Origin of the sequence: Aquimarina spinulae, from assembly GCF_943373825.1 — a bacterium.
Taxonomy (GTDB): domain Bacteria; phylum Bacteroidota; class Bacteroidia; order Flavobacteriales; family Flavobacteriaceae; genus Aquimarina; species Aquimarina spinulae.
In genome coordinates, this window is the sequence record NZ_CALSBP010000003.1 from 303,140 (window position 1) to 325,907 (window position 22,768).

The 22,768-nt window shown below is 31.3% G+C and carries 16 protein-coding genes; 14 read left to right on the plus strand and 2 right to left on the minus strand.

From position 1 onward, the window contains the following. Positions 1-41: 41 nt before the first annotated feature. The 3 genes from NNH57_RS24055 (at position 42) to NNH57_RS24065 (ending at position 4,071) form a co-directional block, all read left to right on the plus strand. Positions 42-2,441: a TonB-dependent receptor gene (locus NNH57_RS24055; RefSeq protein ID WP_108809241.1), complete on the plus strand. Its 2,400-nt coding sequence runs from the start codon at positions 42-44 to the stop codon at positions 2,439-2,441. Between the two features lie 49 nt (positions 2,442-2,490). Further along, the gene (locus NNH57_RS24060) at positions 2,491-3,423 is read left to right on the plus strand and encodes a PD40 domain-containing protein (protein ID WP_074406218.1); all 933 of its coding nucleotides are present in this window, start codon (positions 2,491-2,493) and stop codon (positions 3,421-3,423) included. A 267-nt stretch (positions 3,424-3,690) separates the two neighbouring features. After that, the gene (locus NNH57_RS24065; RefSeq protein WP_132066023.1) at positions 3,691-4,071 is read left to right on the plus strand and encodes a hypothetical protein; all 381 of its coding nucleotides are present in this window, start codon (positions 3,691-3,693) and stop codon (positions 4,069-4,071) included. 44 nt (positions 4,072-4,115) lie between these two features. On the opposite strand, the gene NNH57_RS24070 is transcribed toward NNH57_RS24065, so the two are convergent. Next, a complete protein-coding gene (locus NNH57_RS24070) occupies positions 4,116-4,817 on the minus strand; it encodes a LytR/AlgR family response regulator transcription factor (RefSeq protein ID WP_108809239.1) in 702 nt (233 codons plus the stop codon). Beyond that, positions 4,814-5,893 (minus strand): sensor histidine kinase, encoded by a 1,080-nt coding sequence (locus NNH57_RS24075; RefSeq protein ID WP_108809238.1) that lies wholly within the window; start codon positions 5,891-5,893, stop codon positions 4,814-4,816. The genes NNH57_RS24070 and NNH57_RS24075 overlap by 4 nt, the downstream gene beginning before the upstream one ends. A 335-nt stretch (positions 5,894-6,228) precedes the next feature. Between NNH57_RS24075 and NNH57_RS24080 the strand changes: the two genes are divergently transcribed. The 11 genes from NNH57_RS24080 (at position 6,229) to NNH57_RS24130 (ending at position 22,662) form a co-directional block, all read left to right on the plus strand. After that, a complete protein-coding gene (locus NNH57_RS24080; RefSeq protein WP_159099334.1) occupies positions 6,229-8,136 on the plus strand; it encodes an ankyrin repeat domain-containing protein in 1,908 nt (635 codons plus the stop codon). 64 nt (positions 8,137-8,200) lie between these two features. Then, complete coding sequence (locus tag NNH57_RS24085; RefSeq protein WP_074406214.1) at positions 8,201-9,100, plus strand: ABC transporter ATP-binding protein; 900 nt, start codon at positions 8,201-8,203, stop codon at positions 9,098-9,100. A gap of 44 nt (positions 9,101-9,144) precedes the next feature. Further along, positions 9,145-12,777, plus strand: a complete 3,633-nt coding sequence (locus NNH57_RS24090) for an ABC transporter permease/M1 family aminopeptidase (RefSeq protein ID WP_108809236.1) — start codon at positions 9,145-9,147, stop codon at positions 12,775-12,777. 263 nt (positions 12,778-13,040) lie between these two features. After that, a complete protein-coding gene (locus NNH57_RS24095; RefSeq protein WP_108809235.1) occupies positions 13,041-14,594 on the plus strand; it encodes a patatin-like phospholipase family protein in 1,554 nt (517 codons plus the stop codon). Next, the gene (locus tag NNH57_RS24100) at positions 14,594-15,133 is read left to right on the plus strand and encodes a hypothetical protein (RefSeq protein ID WP_108809234.1); all 540 of its coding nucleotides are present in this window, start codon (positions 14,594-14,596) and stop codon (positions 15,131-15,133) included. Before NNH57_RS24095 ends, NNH57_RS24100 begins: the two co-directional genes overlap by 1 nt. A gap of 135 nt (positions 15,134-15,268) precedes the next feature. Further along, on the plus strand, positions 15,269-15,619 hold the full coding sequence (locus NNH57_RS24105; RefSeq protein ID WP_074406210.1) for a hypothetical protein: 351 nt from the start codon (positions 15,269-15,271) through the stop codon (positions 15,617-15,619). Between the two features lie 4 nt (positions 15,620-15,623). After that, positions 15,624-16,760 (plus strand): hypothetical protein, encoded by a 1,137-nt coding sequence (locus NNH57_RS24110; protein WP_074406209.1) that lies wholly within the window; start codon positions 15,624-15,626, stop codon positions 16,758-16,760. Positions 16,761-16,826: 66 nt separating this feature from the next. After that, entirely contained in the window at positions 16,827-17,192 is a 366-nt protein-coding gene (locus NNH57_RS24115) for a hypothetical protein (protein WP_074406208.1), read from the plus strand. 247 nt (positions 17,193-17,439) lie between these two features. Beyond that, a complete protein-coding gene (locus NNH57_RS24120; RefSeq protein ID WP_074406775.1) occupies positions 17,440-19,572 on the plus strand; it encodes a S9 family peptidase in 2,133 nt (710 codons plus the stop codon). Between the two features lie 219 nt (positions 19,573-19,791). Then, positions 19,792-20,832 (plus strand): helix-turn-helix domain-containing protein, encoded by a 1,041-nt coding sequence (locus NNH57_RS24125; RefSeq protein ID WP_108809233.1) that lies wholly within the window; start codon positions 19,792-19,794, stop codon positions 20,830-20,832. A 99-nt stretch (positions 20,833-20,931) separates the two neighbouring features. Next, positions 20,932-22,662, plus strand: a complete 1,731-nt coding sequence (locus NNH57_RS24130) for a S41 family peptidase (RefSeq protein ID WP_074406206.1) — start codon at positions 20,932-20,934, stop codon at positions 22,660-22,662. Positions 22,663-22,768 lie beyond the last annotated feature (106 nt).

The window sequence follows — 22,768 nt, forward strand, 5'->3', positions numbered from 1 at the left end:
TAATTCCATCTGATAATTAAAAAAACAAGTACATAAAACAGATGAGACAGAATTTAAAAGGCTTAATATTAGTATGGTTTTCAATAACCTATACTATGGCACAACAATCAAAAACAGGAAAAGCAGAAGTTACCGGAAAAGTAATTGAGAACGTGACAAATGAAGGGTTACCATTTGCATCAGTAGTTTTAAAAGATGCGACACAGCAATTAATTGAAGGAGTAATAACCAACGAAGAAGGAGTGTATATTATTATGGACATTCCTGTCGGAAATTACAACTTAGAGGTAACATATACCGGATTTAAAGCACACTCACAACCATTGGAGATCAAAGAAACTCGTCAAAAAATAAATCTAAAACCAATCCTATTATTGGAAGAAACAGTTTCGCTCGATGAAGTAAAAATTACTACCGAGGTATCACAAGTTTCTTTACGTTTAGACAAAAAGGTATTTAAAGTAGGTAAAGATATATTATCACAAAGTGGTTCGGTTACAGATGTATTAGGTAATGTACCATCGGTTGCAGTAGATCCATCAGGAACGGTACAATTAAGAGGTAATGCCAATGTTACTATTTTGATTAATGGCAGACGTTCTGGCTTAACATCTGCACAGGCATTAGAACAAATCCCTTCTGATAATGTAGATCGGATAGAGGTAATCACTACTCCCTCTGCAAGATATGATGCTTCTGGATCGGCAGGGATCATTAATATTATTCTTAAGAAGAATACCAAAGGAGGATTAACAGGACAATTAAGAGCTGTTGTGGGAACTCCAGATGATTATAGATTATATGGTAGTTTTAGTTATAAAGCACAAAAGTTTAATTTTTTTGCTAATGCGGGAATTCGATATACAGATTACGAAGGAGAGTATACCAAACAACAAAGATCGATTAGAAATAACACCACTGTATATCTAGACCAACGTGAAGATCAAGACAGGCATGATGATGGAAAACTAATTTATGTTGGTGCAGACTACTATCTAAATAAAAACAATGCTATCACAGCTGCTTTTTATAGAAACCAAACTGAAGATACTGATGAAACGCTACTTTCTTATGGATATACCTCTGCTACGACAGCAATTGATAGTATATTGACTACGCTAGGAAATTCTAAAGAAAAAAGATCTTATAACCAGCTTGAAATGAATTATACCAAAACCTTTGCAAAAGAAGGAAGGAAATTAACTTTTGACCTACAGTATGATTTCTGGGATAGTACAAAAAAATGGAATGTTCGAACTCAAAAAGAGACTCCCGTAATGACTCCAATATCAAATTTGAGAACAAGATCTACAAATAAGAATAATGATATTGTTTTACAATCTGACTTCGTAACTCCCTTTGGAGAAACAACAAAACTGGAAATCGGGGCCAAATTTGAAAACAGGCATGTAACCGATGGATTTATTGCCGAAGAACTTGTAAATGATAATTATCAATTATTAGATAATCTGGATAATGAGATAGCATATGACGAACGAATTATTGGAGGATATGTTCAATACGGAAGTAAGATCGGTAAGTTTAGCTATTTACTAGGCTTACGAATTGAAGATACTAATATTAAGATCAAAGATGAGGAAGGGAGTTTTAATAACACTAACGCTTTCACTAATTTGTTTCCTACGTTAAACTTAGGATATGCTATTGGTGAAAACACAAATTTTCAAGTAAGTTATAGCAAAAGAATAAACAGGCCTTCACTATGGCAGTTAAATCCATTTTCTGAGCTTGAAGATTTTAACACTCGGTTTTTTGGTAATCCAGCATTAAAATCTGCATTTACGGATGCTGTAGAGGTATCCCTTTTACAAAAAGGAACAAAATTTACAATAAACCCTAGTGTTTACTATTCCTATACTACAGATGATACACAATGGTACACTACTCAGAATGATGATGGTATTTTTGTAAGTACAATTATCAATTTAGATCTAGAAAAACGATATGGTTTTGAGCTTTCAGCTTCTTATAAGCCGTTAAAATGGCTTAGTTTTAATGGAGATTTTAATGCTTATCGTTTTAGCCAGGAAGGTATCGCTGGTACACAAAAACTGGACTTCTCTGACGAAACCTGGCAGACTTCTCTAAGTACTAGAATAAGACTTAAACATGGAATTTCAATTCAAAGTAGGTTTAATTACCAGGGAGAAAGAGGTAATGCTCAATCTAAAAGAAAATCAATTTCATATCTTAATTTGGGAGCCAGTAAAAAGTTATTTAAAAATAAGGCGAATTTGATATTTAATGTTAGTAATGTCTTTGATAGTCGTAAAACCCGAGAAGAGATAACCGGTACAGATTTTTTTGTAAACCAGATGAGAAGTCGTAATGGTGCGAGATGGTCATTGAGTTTTGTATACAAGTTTAATGGTAAATCGGGGCACAAAACCAGACGAGTACAACGAAGTAATAGAAATTAATCGGTTACATAACTATAGTATTATTTATATAGTACAAAACATTATAACAATGAGAAATTACAACTTTATATTTTTGACACTGGTATTTGCATTACTTTTAAATGCTTGCAATACTAAAAAACAGAATAAAAATAATAGTGATTCACTAACTACAGAAGGGACTTATTTTGGACAAAAACCACCGGGCTTAATTCCCGAAATTTTTGCTCCCGGAATTATTTCAATAAATGGAAGATATGAACATGGTATTTCATTTTCTCCTGATTTAGATGAAGTGTATTTCTCCGCTAATAAAAAAGACGAAGATCCAAGTGTATATTTTTCAAAATTCGAAAACAAAAAATGGACAAATCCTAAAAAAGCAAATTTTACAAAAGGTAAAAAAGTCGGAGAAATGCATCCATTTGTTAGCCCTAATGGTAAAAGGATTCATTTTGCTGCTCATGACTCTTTTACATCGCCTCACCATAAAGAATCCGTTAAAACTTGGTACGTAAACCGTTTTGAGAATTCCTGGAGTGATGCTATACAGCTTGATTCGCCTATAAATGATGATTTTGTTTTTTATTCGAATGAAGCGAAAAATGGAGATCTTTTTTATACCAATGTATCAAAACGAAAAATGTATTATGCGCCTAATAAAAATGGCAAATTTCCTCAAGTACACGAAGTTGGAATTGAATCTGGTTTTCACGGTTTTATTGCTCCATCTCAAGATTTTTTAGTTGTAAATGCTAGAAACAAAGAAGATGATCAAAGAAAAAGCGATATATATGTCTATTTTAAGAAGAAAGACGGAACGTGGTCAAAACCAATTAACCTTGGAAATGAAGTAAATTCTAATTTTGCTGAAACATGCCCTAGTATTACTCCAGATGGTAAATTTTTATTTTTTGGTAGATATAACGAAGAAGGTGGATTATCAAACTTTTATTGGGTAAGCGCAGAGGTTATTAATAGAGTAAGACCAGTTGATTTTTAAGAAGTAATAATGAAATTAGTACAGATATAATACTCTATAATGAACAAATAAAGCGTCTAAAATTATAAGAGTTCAAAAAAATAATTGTAAAAGCCTTACTGAATAGTAAGGCTTTTAATCTTTCATTTCATTAATCATATACCAAATGACTAAAAAAATAGATTAATCGGTTAAAACACCATTTAATCTTGTCGTTTATCATGAAACTTTAAGAGCAACCACTTTGGCTATTAAATTTGATAGGGTATAAATACAAATTTTACAGTCATGAGAATGCCTTTTTCAGAATTTATTACCAGTGGAGATTTAAAATTCATCGTTGCTTTTTGCATATGTACTGCTATAGCGGGGTATCATTTTTTCAAAAAACTAAAAACTAAAAAGGATGAGAAAAACCAGGAGTTAGTAAAGCATCACAATCTAAAAATTGGTAGTGCTGCTTTTTGGGTACTTATTCTAAGTGTTTTGTCTTTATTATTGGGGCTGATGCACAGTTTCTATTTTATTGGAAAAACAGGAGGAATTGCCCCAGGATTAATCTTTCACGGGATATCTAATACATTAATTACTCCTGTGTTAGGGATTTGTTTATATATGATTTGTAGAATTTTGCTTGGAATGAGTAACTCTAATCTATCAACATCTTAATTGCTCTTATAAAACACATAATTTTGTTTAACCTGTAGCGATTATTACTTCAATAACTGGATAATATTTGTTTTATAGATCTTCCCAATAGGAATAACATCATTACCTATAGATATTCTATTTCCTTCAATACTTTTAATGTGCTTTACGGCCACTGCAAATGATTTATGAACCTGTAAAAAATAATCTTTAGGCAATGATTGTAGCAAATCAGAGATTTTTTCTCTAACGGTTATCGTTTCGGTTGTGGTGATTACTTTGGTATAATTTCCTGCAGCTTCCATATATTGAATAGTATCAATAACTACTTGTATATATTTTTTGTTACTATGAAGAAAAATTGTTTCTACTGTAGTACTATTTCCGACTATTTCGGGTGGAGGTTGTACTCGGGTAGAGGAACTTACTGCTTTGTTTATTGCTTTTAAAAACCGCTCGAAACCAAAAGGTTTTAGCAGATAATCAGAGATATTAAGTTCATAACCTTCTAGAGCATATTCCTTATAGGCCGTAGTTACAATAACTTTGGGTGGTGAAGGTAATGTTTTTAAGAATTCGAAACCTTTTAATTTAGGCATATTGAGATCCAGAAAAATTAAATCTACCTGATTTTTACTTAAATATTCGAATGCTTCTAATGCATCATAGCAATTCTTCATCAATTTCATATTGGGTAATAAATCACAATATCCTTTAATAATATCATGAGCTATATGTTCATCATCAATAATTAAGTATTTGATCATAATTGATTTAGTGTTAGTTGCGCTTTATAAACATCTCCTGTTACGGTATAGGATATAGAATGCTTCTTAGGATAAACGAGTTCAAGTCTTCGCTCCAGATTATTTAAACCAATTCCTGGTTGTTCTGTATTTTCTGAAGGATCAAAATTATTCTCCACTTCAAAATATATTTCATTTTCTTTGGCAATCATATTAACATTTACATAGGCATTCTCTCTTAAATTTTCTACACCATGCTTGAAAGCATTTTCTAAAAGTATAATAAATAGTAAAGGCATCACTTTATATCCTTCATTTTCAATCTGGAGATTAAAATTAACTTTTATTGCTTTATGATAACGCATCTTATGCAATTCTATATAATTTTTTAGATATGATACTTCTTCTTCCAGCGTAACCACGTCTTTTTGGCCATCATAAATACTATATCGCATCATATCAGACAGCTTAAGAATCAATTCTTTTGCTTTTTTTGAATCTTTATCTACCCAACCGTATAAGTTATTAAGCATATTAAAAAAGAAATGTGGGTTGACCTGGCTTTTTAAATGCAATAGTTCGGTTTTTGCTTTTTCATTTTTTAAAGTTAAAATCGATTTTATTTGTTTGAAAACCCATCGAATTGTTAAAAAAATGATCAATGGAAAATAGATAAAGACTATAATAACCAATGCATCATTGTTTTCATATTCTTCGAGTAATATCAAAACTCTTCCTCCGCCTATTACAAAAGACCAAAAGATTAGTTTTTGTATCACTGATTTAGAAATAGTGGGAGCTCCTTTTTTCTGGAGGTAGTAATTTCTGATAAGTACAATACCAAAGATTAAAATATAAATAAATAATAAAGTAAAAACTGCTGTAAATACGGGTTGATTTGGGTGAGATTCAAATATTCCGATAAAGCATGTTAATCCCGTTAGGAATGTGGTGATTCTAATTTCATTTTTTGACCATAGTCGAGAGGAATTTCTTTGTTTTTTTCTATTGAATAACCAGGAGAGCAGTAAATACCCAATACTACTAACTGCCAAAAAAACGAATAAGGCACCTGTAAGCTCGATACCTGAAGCCATACAGATTATTCCTATAAACCATAAAAAAATGGATATCCCAAGGGAGAATATCGTTCGTCTATATTTTCTAAATAATAACATCATATACCCAAAACTAGGGTAATAAAATGGTACAACCAAAGAAGTTGATAAACATACCTTATACAGGTTTCAACTTCGAGAAAAGTGTGATGAAGTCACTTAATACCTGTCAAAAGCCTTTGTGTCCCTAATCAAACCAAGCTTATCACATTTATCATAATACTACCTGGTTTGACTATTATGTTTGATCAAATAATTCAATCAAAATGAACAGTCTTACAAATACTAACCATTATAAATTTCATTCATACATTATGAGAACACACGTATTTAACTTTGTTTATTCTTTCATACTACTACTAATATTTAGTACGGTCACCACAGCTCAAGAGCAAATTCCCAGTGACAGTATCCTAGGAAACTGGGATGGTAATATCGTTATTAATGAAAATAAATCAATTGGTATTATCTGGCGCTTCGAAAAATCGGATCAAGGCAAACTAATTGGTTTTATGGGGCCGGCCTCTAAGGGAGTGGCAACATTACCAATGCAGCATATTGTTGTTACCGATACAACACTTGATTTTGAAATACATTCTGAAGGAAGCTATTCTGGTCAAATTTCAGAAAAAGGAATTACAGGTATCTGGAGTTCTAAAAGTGGAAAACAACTTACATTAAATATGGCTCGGGGGTTGACCGAGGAACAGATTAGGAAACGATTCAATACAACAGAAACGGGTAAAAACTCAAATGATATTCATCAAAATATTAAACTCGGTAATGTTGAAGGTGTTAACGTTTTTTTAGATAAAGGTAATGATATCAATAAAAGCTATGATAAAGAATATACGCTGCTTTTGTATGCTATAAAAAACGATAGAACTCATAAGATCGCCAAATATTTATTGAATCGTGGTGCAGACCCAAATTTAGTTTCTGATGGTATTACACCATTAATGTATGCGGTAGCATATAGAAACTATACAATTATTGAAGAACTTATAGATCATAAAGCAGAAATCAATTATGTGAGTAGTAAAAAACAAACTGCATTGGCAATTGCCATTAAAAGTAGAGATAAAGAAGCGGTTAAAATGCTAATAAACCATGGTGCAGATCCCAATATTAAAATTCATAACGAATACACAGCTATCGATATAGCAATAGAAGATAACATCAGAGATATTTTAGAAGTACTAAAAGTGCCTTATAAAGAACCTTCTGATGGTCCTTACGTAACCGAATCTGAAACAGAACGTATTGCTGTTTGGATAAATGAAGGAAAAAAATATACCAAAAAATTCAGCAATAAAACTCCTCAGGTAATTGAATACAAAGGTATGAAAGCCACTTTATGGGGTGACAATCCTGCTGAAGTAGAAATGTTGGAGTACAATGGAGAATTTAAAATTGCTGCTATTAGTGATATTCATGGGCAATACGACGTATTTATACAATTATTACAACGCAATGGTATTATCGATGAGAATCAAAAATGGAACTTTGGTAATGGTCATTTTATAGTTACCGGTGATATTTTTGATCGGGGATCTCATGTAACCGAAGTATTATGGTTTTTATATGACTTAGAAAAACAAGCAGAAAAAAGAGGAGGAAAACTACATGTATTACTAGGAAATCATGATGTAATGGTTCTTAATGGGAATCTACGCTCTGTGCATCCTAAATACAAAGACATCGCAAATATACTAGGTAAACCTTTAGAATCTCTTTTTGCTAAAGGCAGTGTTCTGGGGGATTGGTTAAGAACACGACCTGTTTTAGTTAAAATAAACAACCTTTTATTTACCCATGGTGGATTTCACCCTGATCTCGTATCAAAAGGATTATCAATAGATCAAATTAATAAAGAATTCAAACAACAATTGGTCGTTAGTGAATTGCCCGAAGCACGTAATGATCTTGGTACTTTTCTACATAGAAATAATGGTCCCATCTATTATAGAGGATATTTTCAGGGTGAACTGGCTACTACAAAACAAATTGATCAATTACTACAACATTTTGCGGTTACACATATCATTGTTGGTCATACTACACATAGACAGATAGAAACACGTTACCAGGGAAAAGTAATTGTAATTGATGCAAATATGAAAAGTGGAAAGATGGGTGAAATTCTATTGTGGCAATCTGGTGAATTTACTCGCGGAACTCTTTCTGGAGAGGAGCTCCCTATAGTATCCGAAGAAAATTAATAGCTAAAAAATAACATAGCATTGTATATCTCATTTTACAATTTCAATCAAAAAACGAACACTTATGGAATTAGTCATAAAAAACTTAACAAAGACATATAAAAACGGAGTAAAAGCCATTAACAACCTAAGCCTCGAAATAGGTACGGGAATGTTTGGATTATTAGGACCTAATGGTGCTGGGAAATCTACACTAATGCGAACTATTGCTACACTTCAGGAAGCAGATGAAGGTACAATCACTTTTGGGGATTTGGACGTATTAACTCAAAAAAATGAATTAAGAAAGGTATTAGGGTATTTACCACAAGAGTTTGGAGTATATCCTAAGGTATCTGCAGAAGTATTACTGAATCATTTGGCCGTGCTTAAAGGATTAATAAATACTAAGGAAAGAAAAGAGGTGGTTAAGGCACTTTTACATAAAACGAATTTGTATGAGCATAGAAAGAAGAATATGGGTGGTTTTTCCGGAGGAATGAAACAGCGTTTTGGTATTGCACAAGCATTACTTTCTAACCCAAAACTTATTATCGTAGATGAACCTACCGCTGGTCTTGACCCAGCAGAAAGAAATCGATTCTATAATTTATTAAGCGAATTAGGCGAAAACACGGTCGTTATCCTTTCTACTCATATCGTTGATGATGTTAAAGAATTGTGTACCGATATGGCTATTGTTAATCGGGGAGAAGTACTTCTAAAAGGAAATCCTGTACATGCTATCGAGCAATTAAAAGACAGGGTGTATAAAAAGATAATCGAGAAAAATGAATTAGAGAGTTACAAACAGCATCATGTGGTAATTGCAGAAAAATTCTTGTTAGGTAAACCCATCATTCATGTTCTTAGTGATAACGATCCGGGAGATGGATTTATACCTATTCAAGCAGATTTAGAAGATGTGTATTTCTCACAGATTTTTGGTGGAGATCAATATCAAAATACATTACCATTATCATAAGACAGATCTAATATTTTTCATTTCAATCTAATTTCAACAACATTATGTGGTACGAAATACTAAAATTCGAAATAAAGTACAGAGCCAAACGGCCTGATACGTATATATACTTTGCTATTGTGTTTTTATTTTCTATTGTGGCAGCAGATGTTCTCATGAATAGGAATTCTGGAGCCTTGGGCACAAATTCTCCTCAGGATATAGCAAGAATAATGGCAATTGTCTCAGCTTTTTTTACGATGATTACTTCTATGATCATGGGAGTAGCTGCTTTAAGAGATTTTGATCATAATATGGAATCTCTGATGTTTATAAATCCTATCAAAAAACGAGATTATCTCATCGGGCGTTTTATAGGGTCATTCATCATATTATTATTTATTTTCAGTGGCCTGCTTTTTGGACTTATGCTAGGTCAATTTATGCCATGGCGTGATGTAAATATCATGTTACCTTTCAATTTCTGGCATTATTTACAACCTTTCTTGTATCTGGTGATACCCAATATATTCTTTTGCGGGGCAGTTTTCTATGTTGGAGGCGCTTTAAGCCGAAAATTAATGGTTGTATATATTCAGGGGGTATTTTTGTTAATGGCGTATATCGTAACGCTTACATTATTACGAAACCCGGATCATCGTTTTTTTGCAGCTCTTCTTGACCCATTTTCTTTTCAAACTATTAGTATAGTAACTCAATTCTGGACCAAAACAGAACAAAGTACATTAATGCTTCCTGTAGAAGGAGTACTGCTATACAACAGGTTGTTATGGATAGCAATAGGAATAATTACTTTGGCGATAGGGTACTATAAGTTTAATTTCAATTTGATTAGAGGCAAAGCTTCAAAAAAGAAATTAATTGCTATTTCTGAGGAGAAAAACAAGTTTACTGTAAACAATATGAATAGTCTAGTTCCTAAGGCTGATTTATACTTTGGTACCAAAGCTAGTATACTTCAATTTTGGAAGCACGTTTTATTTAATTTTAAATCAATTCTTAAAGAAACTTCTTTCTGGGCCATTGTTCTATGTGGGATGAGTATAATATTTATTAATTCTATTAATTTAGGAACCTCTTATGGTGTTAATAGCTATCCTGCCACATATATTATAGTAGAAGAACTTCAGGAAATGTCGATATATTTCTTCTTAATGATTCTTTTATTTTATTCTGGGGAACTTGTCTGGAAAGAGAGAGACACGAAAATAAGCGGTATTTATGATGCTATCCCTATGTCTGATCTTATCAATTTGGCTGGTAAGTTTATTGGGCTTATGCTTATATATGTAGTGTTAATGGTAGTTCTAATACTTTCTGGTATTATTTTTCAAACTCTTAGTGGGTATTACAACTATGAATTGGATGTCTATTTTATAGGGTTTTTTATTGAAATTTTCCCTTTTCTTATCCTTTTAACATTTATTTCCTTCTTCTTCCAGGTGTTAACAAATCATAAATTCTTAGGACATATCATGGTTGTTATCTTCTTCTTTGTTGCTTTTATTTTATTAGAAGTATTAAAATTAGATCATGGATTATACGCTTTTGGTGGAGGTGATTTAGGAACATATTCAGATATGAATGGTTACGGACATTTTTTATGGCCTTATATAAGTTTCAAAATATATTGGATATTGTTTTCTATTATTCTATTTATTGTTGCAGTTGTTTTTTCAGTACGGGGAACAGAAACACAAATGAAAAAGCGTTGGAAACTAAGTAAACAACGATTGACCAAACCTTTGATAAAGCTAGGAACTATTACTATTGTAATCTTTACCTTATTAGGAAGTTACATTTTTTATAATACAAATATTATTAATGAATATTCATTTCCGAAGGAAGAGAACATGTATAGGGTAAATTATGAGAAAAAACTGAAACATTTTGAGTATTTGCCACAACCAAAGATTGTAGATGTAAACCTAAAAGTAGATCTTTTTCCATCTGATAGAGACTATACAGTAGAAGGGTATTATATATTGACTAATACTCATGATACAGCTATTAATGAGGTTCATATTCAAAAATTACCAAATTATCAGGTAGTAATCGAATATATAAAATTTGAAAAAGGAGCTACGATAAATAATGATAATGAAGAGTATAGTTATTATATCTATACATTAAACGAGCCTCTGAAACCTGGAGATTCTCTTAAAATGGAGTTTAAACAAACATTTACTACAAATGGTTTTGTTGAGAAATCAGACACAAGAATTATTTATAACGGAACATTTTTTGATAATTTTCACTTCCCAACATTAGGGTATAATAGAAGTCATGAATTACGCGATGATAATGAGCGCAAGAAACATGGCCTAAAACCCAGAAGTAGAAGGGCCAAAAGAGATGATTCGCACGCGATTAAAGAAGGATTGTCTAAAGGTGATGGAGAAGAAATTAATTTTGAAATGGTTATAGGTACTGATAACGGTCAAATCGCTATTGCTCCCGGATATTTACAGAAAAAATGGAAAGAAAACAATCGTAGTTATTTTCATTATAAAATGGATAAACCCATGTCTAATTTTTATTCTATTGTTTCTGCCAGGTATGAAGTATTAAAAGATAAGTGGATACCTACTCATGATAGTTTAGGTAATGCTGTTAATCTTGAAATTTACTATCATAAAGGACATGAGTACAATTTGAAAAGAATGATGAAAGGAATGAAAATGTCTTTTGATTATTTTAGTACCCATTTCGGGCCTTATCAATACAAGCAAATGCGAATATTAGAATTCCCTCGGTATGAAATTTTTGCTCAATCTTTCCCTAATACAGTACCTTTTTCTGAGGGTATCGGATTCTTGATGGATATTGATGACGAACACGATGTGGATATGGCTTTTTATGTAACTGCCCACGAGTTGGCTCACCAATGGTGGGGGCACCAGGTAAACCCTGCCTCTGTGCAAGGAAAATCAATGATATCTGAAGCTTTGGCTCAATATTCTGCTATCATGGTACTAAAAGAAGCTTATCCCGAAGAAAAAGTAAGACAATTTATTCAAACACAAATGAACCGTTATCTAACCGGAAGAGCAGGAGAACAAATAAGCGAAATGCCTTTGTCGCTAGTAGAATCTGGGCAAGAATATATTCATTATGGTAAAGGATTGGTTAATCTATATGCATTGCAGGATTATATTGGAGAAGATAGCGTAAATCTCGCTTTAAGAAATTTTATTAGAGATTGGAACAGCTACGATGGCTTATTAAAAACAAAGACAGAAAGATATCCAACTACAATAGATTTACTTGATTACTTTAGAGAAGTTACACCAGATAATCTGCAGTATATTATTGTTGATTTATTCGAAAAAGTAACGCTATATGAAAATAAGGCAACCACAGGAGTATATGAAGAGCTTTCAAAAAATAAATATGAAGTGAACCTAACGTTAGATGTTATAAAATACCATATTGATAGTACAGGAGTAGAAAAATCAATACCAATACAAGACTGGATTGATATTGGAGTATATGGAGAAGGGTCTGACGGAAAAGAAGAATTAATCTATTTAGAGAAGCACAAAATTACGGATCGGATAATGCAATTAGAAATTCTTGTGGATCAAAAACCAATCAAAGCAGGTATTGACCCATTGAATAAACTAATCGACAGAAAAATTGAAAACAATCTGCAAGAGCTTTTAGTTAAACAATAATAAATAAGCTTTTGTTGAGATTATTTAATAAAGATACCCCATAGATATTTGCTGTGGGAGTATCTTTATTAAATACCCACTCTCTTTCTACAATAAATACCTTCTAATGGGTATTTATTTATAACTATAAGTAAAGATCTTTATACATCAAAAATAAGGGGGATTCACCTCTTTTTTTAGATGTATATTTTCATTAAATTTAAATACTTCAATCGTTTTGTAATATTACCCCGATTTTATAGTAATAAAAAGTAATTTCTAAAATGAATATACAAGAACAAATCATAAGGGGCTTTTCTACTACATCTAATATTTCCCTACATGATGAAAAAAATCTAAAAAGAACAACTCGTTTTTTTACTACAGCAAACGAAATTTTAGAAAATGCAATTAATAACCCAAAACGTAAATTAAAGAACAAATTTACTGCTGATGGTCTTATAAAAAAAGAGCTCATATCCGATGCCACTGTTCATGAGAATTATGCAGGAAAATCTATAGAAAGATCAGTTGTCGATTTGGTTCAGCAGGGTGGTGGAATGTACGGAATTGCGTTATTAGGGTATACTTACATTATGGAAAAGATAGGTATTCGTTTTTATAGTCACGGAGGAACAAGTGCTGGAGCAATCAATGCTTTATTTTTGGCGTCTATTCCTGATGCCATATATACCGAAGATTCAAAATTTCAATATGATGGTAAATCACATCAGGCTACTAAATCCGAAATCCTTACTCATATCATTGCAAATACAGATTTTAGCAAGTTCATGGAGAAAAATGGAATAATAGGCTGGTTACAGCAAAAATTACTTAGAAATTACAAGTCTATTATTTTAAAACTTTTTTTAGGAGTTTTTTCTATTGGGTTTCTCGTAGGTATATATAGTCTTTTTGGTATTATTTTTAATATAGCAAATGGAATCTCGGGAACAGAACTACGACTTTTTGATTTTATAATAGGAACGCTAAATGTAGCTGCACTTCTACTATTTATTTATATCCTTTTTGTAAAAATATTAGACAAGGATTTCGGTATTAATACTGGGGAAAGATTTTATAGCTGGGCAGAAAACCTTCTATTATCTATAGAAATAGAAACCAAAAATGACCTCACAAAAAGAATGGAACAGGTGCAATTGGTGAAAGCTAAAAAAGGTGATAAACCAAGATTAGTACTAATTACTTCTAATTTGACTCATAATCGTATTGTGAAATTTCCTGAGAGAGCAGATGATTATTGGACTTCTCCCGGAAATATAAAACCAGCAGCTTTTTTAAGAGCGACAATGTCAATTCCTTTTATTTATAAAAATTTTACTCCAGGTAAAGAACACTACAAAAATGATAAGAATACCGAAAATTCAGTAAAACTTAATGCAAGGTTTGTAGATGGGGGAATGCTCTCTAATTTCCCTATTCGAGAATTTCATAGAAAAGACAATGTAGTGCCAAGATTTCCAACGTTTGGTGTTCTTCTTAGTGAGAGAATTGTAGGTGATCAAAAAGAAAATAAAGATCCATCGAAGAGTGTAAAAAAACTAGAAGATATTACATTGATTGGATATATCACATCATTCATAAGTACATTCAGAAATTTTTATGATAATGATTTTCTATTTAATAATAAAGAAATCGAGAAAAGGGTGGTGACCGTAGATACAAAAGATCATAATTGGTTAGACTTTTGGATGGATGATGTAGAAAAGGCAAAGCTATTTAATAAAGGTGTTGATGCTGCGATCAGGCAAATTGAACAATTTGACTGGAAAGCCTATAAAGATATACGTGAAGAAAAAATTAAAAACCTGAATTAATGAAAAAGTTAAGATTTTATAGTAACCTATGGAAAATCAGTGTAGTACTAGTTGTAATATTAGGTATCTTGTTTGCATATATTCCATCAATACAAGTTGAGAATCTTATCAATATTCAATTTTCTAATTCTTTAATAGAATTTAATGAATTAGTAAAAAATCCACTGTATTTCAAGAATAATACATATTATGATTTTGTTTTTATTATAGCATATTCATTTCTTTTCTATTATTCGCTGCGAGTTTTTGAGAACACTTTAAGCTTAACACTTAACCCTTGGTTTTTTATAATTTGTTTTATCCCCGGGGTATTTGATAGTATAGAAAATGTATCTGGTTTGTATTTAGTGGATATGATTGGTAATAACACTAGCAAAAACACATCCAATATGTTTTCTGTTTTTTATTGGTTTGTTAGGCTCAAATGGGTTTTTGTGATCTTCTTTATATTAATGACAGTAACGATTTCACTTTACTATTTTGTATTAACTATGGAAAGATGGATCGAGATTCTTTTTTTTCCTAAAAAAGCAAAGTGATCAAATGTCTTTTATCTACAAATATTAACACCGAATCTCATATCAAAAACACCTTTTTATTGGTATTTTTGATGTAATACACTGAAAACAGTCTAGTAAATTAATAAACCAACTACAAAATATAAATATATAACCATGAAAACATTTAAAATGAGTACTAATTCTGAGGTAAAACTTAATCTAAAGATTAGTACCGAAGCCTTGGTAGGTACCAATGTTAAATTAGATAGTAAGATCTTAAAAAAGAGTAGCACGTACAACTTCTCTACGAATTTAGGTAATAGTACTAATATCGTAAATAAAAAACTTAATGTAGTAACAAATTGCTTTGTAACCGATGAAAACATTGATCCAATCTTAGAAAATACAGTTTTTAAGATTACTCTAAAAGATGATGAAAATGAACAAAGTTATGAGGGTAAAAAACTGAAAATTGACGATGAGTTTTTTATTGTTTTTACTGTTGTTGAATTAGTAAAAAATTAAAACAATGAACTACAAATCTATCTTATATATAATTCTATGTGTATGCCTATCATTCTCTGGTTGGACACAAGAAGGTAAAACGGATCAAAACTTGAGTGATTTTACGATGAGTAATCCAAGTTCTCCTGCTTTTTTATTAGTAGGAGAATCTCCAACAGAAATTTATACACCTACTAATCTTAAAGCATTAGCACTACACGTATTCAATAATTTTGGAGAAAGCTTTTCTATAGAAGTAGCTCCTTACTTTTTTATCAATCGAAAGAGTAAGAACAGAACCTATTATAAATATATAGGTATAGAAGAGGATCAAACTACAGGAGCGGTGAAACAAAAACCATTTAGAGGGTTAAACACGACAACTTTATCTTTTGCTTATGTTGATAAAGAATTTGAAGGTATTGTTGGTAAAAGAAAAACCTATGCAGTAGGATTACGTACAACTTTGTTACGTTTTTATGATAAAGACAAAATATATGAAGAAGCAAAAAAAGTTGGTAATATCCTTAAAAACCTAGATAATCCTCCTGTTGATGTATTAGCAGATGCTAGCGGAGATGATCCTGTAAAACGAGCAATAGCAGAGAAAGCCATTATCGAGCATTATAAAAAAGAAAAAGAGAGAATACGCCCACAATTAAAAGAGTTTAAAAAAACAGTTAAACCTTATGTTAGTGTAGATGGTGCTATTGGATATAGTGCATTGTTTAAGGGAGATAAAATAGATTCTGGCACAGCTAATCGCTTAGGGAGTTGGATTACAGGACAAGGAAGTTTGGTTCTAAATGAAGGGTCAGATAGTGAACGAAATAACTATCTAAATGTATTAGTAACTGCCAGGTATATTGAGGATGAATTTAATATTGATGCGAATGACCAATTCTTTAAAACGTTTTATCGGGATTTGGGGGCAAAAGTAGAACTAGAAATAGATCGATTTTCACTGGCATACGAATATATTTCTCGTAACGGAAGCATAAATAGTGAGCGTTCTGTAGGAACTTTAAAATATACACTTTCAAAAGATATTACATTAATTGGTGGCTTTGGAAAAGATTTTCCTGTAGATGATAATTTGGTTACAGTATTCGGCATCAATTGGGGGGTGAATTTTGGAGGTAAAGTCGCTATGAAAGAATAATGATTAAGATAACTTTTACAAATCGCAAGTAATCAATTTTTCTAATAAAAAAAGAAATAAAACCCTATGAATACTGTACACCAGTTAATTCAAACTATTGATTCTGTAATTACCAGTATCCAAAATCGTGTTGATTATAACACTATAAAGTTTAATACAGAGAAAAATGAATTAACAGCTTCAGAAGTTGTTAATTACTTTAATCAACTCAAACAAACCGCTTTGGTATCACAAGAAACCCAAAAAAGCATATCGAATGCTCAATTACAAGAGGCTTCTATAATTACAACTACCATTATCAAAAGTAACAAGTTAATAGTATCTGAAGGACAATTAGATCTTAATCGTACAATTTCACCAAGCTCTGCAATAGAAGAAAATCTAACCTTACAAGCTTTGCTTAGTACTATTCAAGACTATAAAAATGTATAACCTTAAATTACTACACATATTTCTTTAATGCTACTCATTCATACAGGTAAAACAGTAATGTGAAATGTGTTGTTTTAAAACAATAAATAAGTCTGAAAACTAATAATTATATTTTTTTTATACATTTTTCACATTTTATAATCTAAATTGTGGCAACAATTTTAAAAGAGGCTTATTAAAAACTAATTTTAAATACTTTATGAAAACTAAATTCATTTATTCACTTCTAATTTTTACAATGTTTTTTATGGCATGTAAGACAGAAAAAAAACCTGATTTAGAACCAGAACCCTATAAATCTATTGAGGCTCCTGTAGCCAAAAAGGTTGCCGAAGAGTTAAAAGCACACGGAGATACCCGTATTGATAATTACTTTTGGATGCGCCTAAGTGATAAGCAAAAAAATGCTGAAACACCCGATGCGCAAACTCAGGATGTATTGGATTATCTGAATGCAGAAAACCACTACAAGGATGGAGCAATGAAACATACAGAAGGTTTGCAAAAAAAATTGTATGATGAAATTGTAGGCCGCATTAAAAAAGATGATTCTTCTGTTCCTTACAATGATAATGGTTATTCATATTATACTCGATATGAAAAAGGTATGGATTATGCTTTATATTGTCGTAAGAAATTAGAAGACAATGGTGAAGAAGAAATTATGCTTAATGGCCCAGAATTGGCAAAAGAGCATGCTTATTATGCGATAGGAGGCCGATCAGTAAGTCCAGATAATAAACTTTTGGCCTATAGTGTGGATACTGTTTCCCGACGTCGTTATGTAGTTTATTTTAAGAATCTAGAGTCAGGAGAAATACTTTCTGATAAACTTAAAAATACAGGAGGAGGAGCTGTATGGGCAAATGATAATAAAACTGTTTTTTATGCTTCTAAAGACCCGGTAACACTTAGACAAGATAAAATATATAAACATGTATTAGGAACAGATCAATCTGAAGATGAGTTAGTTTTTCATGAAAAAGATGAAACCTTTAGCTGTTTTATATTTAAATCCAGATCAGATAAATATCTTATGATCGGTAGTGATCAGACGCTATCTTCAGAGTACCAATATTTAGATGCCAATACTCCTAATGATGAATGGAAGATCATTCAACCTAGAGAAAGAGATTTAGAATATGGTGTTGATCATTATGATGGTCATTTTTATATAAGAACAAATCTTGATGCTAAGAATTTTCGTTTAGTAAAAACACCTGTTACAGCTACTACCAAGGAAAACTGGGTAGATGTTATTCCACATCGCGAAGATATTCTACTACAGGGTTTTGTAATCTTTAAAGAACATTTGGTTTTACAAGAACGTGTTAATGGATTACGTACTATTCGTATTATGAAATGGAATGGAGATAATGATCATTATATCGAGTTTAATGATCCGGCATATGTGTCATATCCTACTACTAATCTAGATTTTAATACCAATATTTTACGATATGGATATACCTCTTTAACGACTCCTAATAGTACTATCGAGTATAATATGGATACTAAAGAACAAAAGGTATTAAAAGAAGAAGAAGTAGTAGACCCTAATTTTTCTAAAGACAACTACGTATCAGAACGTCTTTATGCAACAGCAAGAGATGGTGTAAAAGTTCCTATTTCTTTAGTATATAAAAAGGGAGTACAAAGAAATGCAAATACTCCTTTATTACTATACTCTTATGGTTCATATGGAAGTAGTACCGAACCGTTTTTTAGATCAAATAGGCTTAGCTTATTAGATAGAGGATTTGTGTATGCTATGGCACATATTAGAGGAGGGCAAGAAATGGGAAGACATTGGTATGAGGATGGAAAGCTACTTAAAAAGAAGAATACATTTACTGATTTTATAGATTGTGGAGAATTTCTGGTTAATGAGGGACTTACAAGTCCTAAACATATGTATGCAATGGGAGGTAGTGCCGGTGGTCTATTGATGGGAGCTGTGTTAAATATGAAACCCGAACTATGGAACGGTGTTGTAGCAGCTGTACCCTTTGTTGATGTAGTTTCAACTATGATGGACGAAACTATACCACTAACCACTTTTGAATTTGATGAGTGGGGAAATCCTAAAAATAAAGAATATTATGAGTATATGAAATCGTACTCTCCCTATGATAATGTTGAAGCAAAAGCGTATCCGAATACGTTGATCACAACAGGATATTGGGATAGCCAGGTGCAATACTGGGAACCTGCAAAATGGATTGCTAAACTACGAGAATTGAAAACCGATGATAACCTCCTTATCATGGATTGTGATATGGAAACAGGTCACGGAGGTGCTTCAGGACGTTTTCAACGTTACAAACGTACCGCTCTTTCTTATGCCTTTATGATGGATCTTGAAGGAATGAAAGAATAAAACTTGATTAAAAAAATAAAACACCGGTAAGAATAAATATTCTTACCGGTGTTTTTGTATAATATATTAAGAAATATAAATAAGCTTTTCTAAAAATTTGATTATAAAATCCTATAAACAGTAATTCAAAAAAAATTAAAATGATGCTTTTATATTTGTAATCAGTTTTTACCATACTATTTTTATACAAGTTTATATATTTGATATTTTAGTTTAAATATGAACTTATATTCTCAAATCTTATTTTTCTTTGGCGCATTAGGGGTTTTTAATAGCTTTCTGGTAAGTCTATATTTTATAATTATAAAGAAGCCAAAAGATTTTTCAAATATAGTATTTGGAGTCTTTCTCTTATTTTTAAGTGAACGTGCTCTAAGGTCACTAATCTATTTTTTTAGTGATGCTACACCAAATTCATATTCTACATTTGGCCCCATTAGCTTTATTTTTATTGGTCCCTTTTTGTTTTTATATGTACTGTCTACACTTAAATTAAATACTAAATGCATTAGCTATTGGAAATATCATATAGCATTTTGGATAGTTATAGCAATAGGTATACATCTTATATATCCTTTCAGAAGTGATCCTGTATTTTGGAAAAGATATATTTTGGTTTCTATAAATATTCAATGGTTATGTTATACTCTGGTTTCGGGATATTATTTGGCCAAAAGAATGAAAAACATATCTCAAAAAAAAGAGAAACCCCTTTCTATTAACTTATGGTTAGTCTTTTTACTTTTAGCTGTATTAATCCTATGGTTAATATTTTTCTTTACGAAATACTCTTATTTTGTAATAGGATCTATCACCTTTTCAGTATTGTTTTATTCTTTCTTCCTGTATTTTCTTCTTAATAAGAAACAGAAAAATCAAATTTTTGGGGATGAAAAAAAGTATGCAGATAAAAAGATTGACAACACAACGGCAAAAGTACTGGTAGGAAAGTTACATCTTCTTATGAGTGACCGAAAGTTGTATAAAAATCCAAATTTGAAATCCTCAGATATTGCAATAATGCTTGATATATCTACGCACCAGTTTTCACAATTACTAAATGATAATTTGGGGAAAAGCTTTCCTGCATTTGTAAATGAATATAGAATTGAAGAAGCAAAGCTAATAATTAGATCAAATACCAAATATACATTAGATGCAATAGGGAATGAATCTGGATTTAATTCAAAATCAACATTTTACACAGTGTTTAAAAAGCTTGTGGGTATGACTCCAGCAAAATATAAAGAACAGTTTTAAGTTCATATTTATAAATTCAAACCAAAACAGTCTAGTTTCTTAACCAATAATTATAACAAAACTCTGTTTTTTGTAAAAGAATTTATCAATCAATACAAAATGAAAAAACAAATCAAAATTCTTTTTAATGTGTTTATATGCACATGCCTATTAACAAGCTGTATCTCACAAGAGAAAAGTAAAACAGATGCTTTATCAAATAATGATTCTTCTACGGCTAAAAAATCAATTGTAGAAACGATTTCTAGTATTTCTGCCACAAGTATTGAAGAAATCATAGCGCATTATCACAAGCTTAAGAGGGAGAACCCCAAAGCTTATAATTTTGATGATGAAAATGAGCTTAATAATTATGGTTATCAATTACTAGATAAGGGCAAAATAAAAGATGCTATTAAGATTTTTGAACTATTGGTTGCAGAATTTCCAAATTCTTCAAATCCATATGATAGTTTAGGAGAAGCTTATCATGCAGATGGCAATAAAGAATTAGCAGTTCAAAACTATGAAAAATCTCTTAAACTTAATCCTAAAAATATAAATGCCGAAGATTGGATAAATAAAATTAAATATGCAACATATGATTCTACAAGGTTTCATAAAGTGTATTCAACAAAACAATATAAAAATGACTTAGACGAATTAGGTCGCCGATTAACAGAAGTTAATCCTAATGCCTATAAGTTTATTGCTAAAGATGATTTCTGGAAAGCAATAGAAGTAAAAAAGAATCTGATAACAGAACGTACAACTTTTAGTGAATTTATCTGGCATTGTAGTGAGATTATAGCAAACATTAGTTGTAGTCATACATCAATGGGGTATTTTAATCAAGAAAGAAAGATGATGCCTATAGATTTACGCTTTCCTATAGAAGTAAAATTAATTAATGATAAATTATACGTGTCAGATCCGCTAATCAATAGGGAGATCATAGCTCATAAAAGTGAAATTATCTCAATTAACGGAATTGAATTTAAAACTATCAAGAACGAAATCTATAAACATATCTCATCACAAGGTAATATCGAAACGTACAAAAAGAACTTCATTAATTCACATTCTACATCGATCATTCCTTATGCACTGGGTTTTCCAAAATCTTATGTAGTGACTATAAAAGGAAAATCTAAACCTGTTGAATTAAAAAAACTCAAAAACTACCAAAATAATTTTCAAGAACTCCCTGAATATTTGTGCAAAGAGCGGTTGTGTTTACAGTATATAAATGATAATACATCTGCAATAATGACAATACGTTCTTTTGCCTATTATGGAAGTAAATTTCCAGAATTTAAAGCATTCATGGATACTAGTTTTAAAGAACTGGAACAAAAAAAGATTAAAAATTTAGTAATTGACGTAAGAGGTAATGGCGGTGGACCATCGGATGCAGGTATCTATTTGCTTAGATATCTTGCGCAAAAACCATTTGTATACTTTTCGAATTCTCAGTTTAATGAAAAGTTAGATCCATTTCAACCTTTTGAAAATGCATTTGACGGTAATTTATATTTTACCATTGATGGTAATGGCGGTTCTACCACAGGACACTTTATGTCGTTGGTAAAACACTTAAAGTTGGCAACCCTAGTTGGAGAAGAATTGGGCTCAAATCAATTCTGCACAGGTGGACAAAAAAGACTTAGGTTACCAAATACGGGTATTATTTATGCCGTGAGTAGAAACACCTATGTAACCACAGCAACTTCACTTCCTGTTGATCGTGGTATCATGCCAGATTATACTATTACACAATCTATAGATGATTATCTAAATAATGTAGATACTGTTATGGAATATACTCTAAGACTAATTAAAAAAATGTAATGGAATCCTGTTGTAAAAATCATGATATAGGAAAGAGGTGTTAAAGTTTGTGTTAAAAACAACTGTGTTACAGATAACTAATTACTCTAAATAGATACTTTTGTTG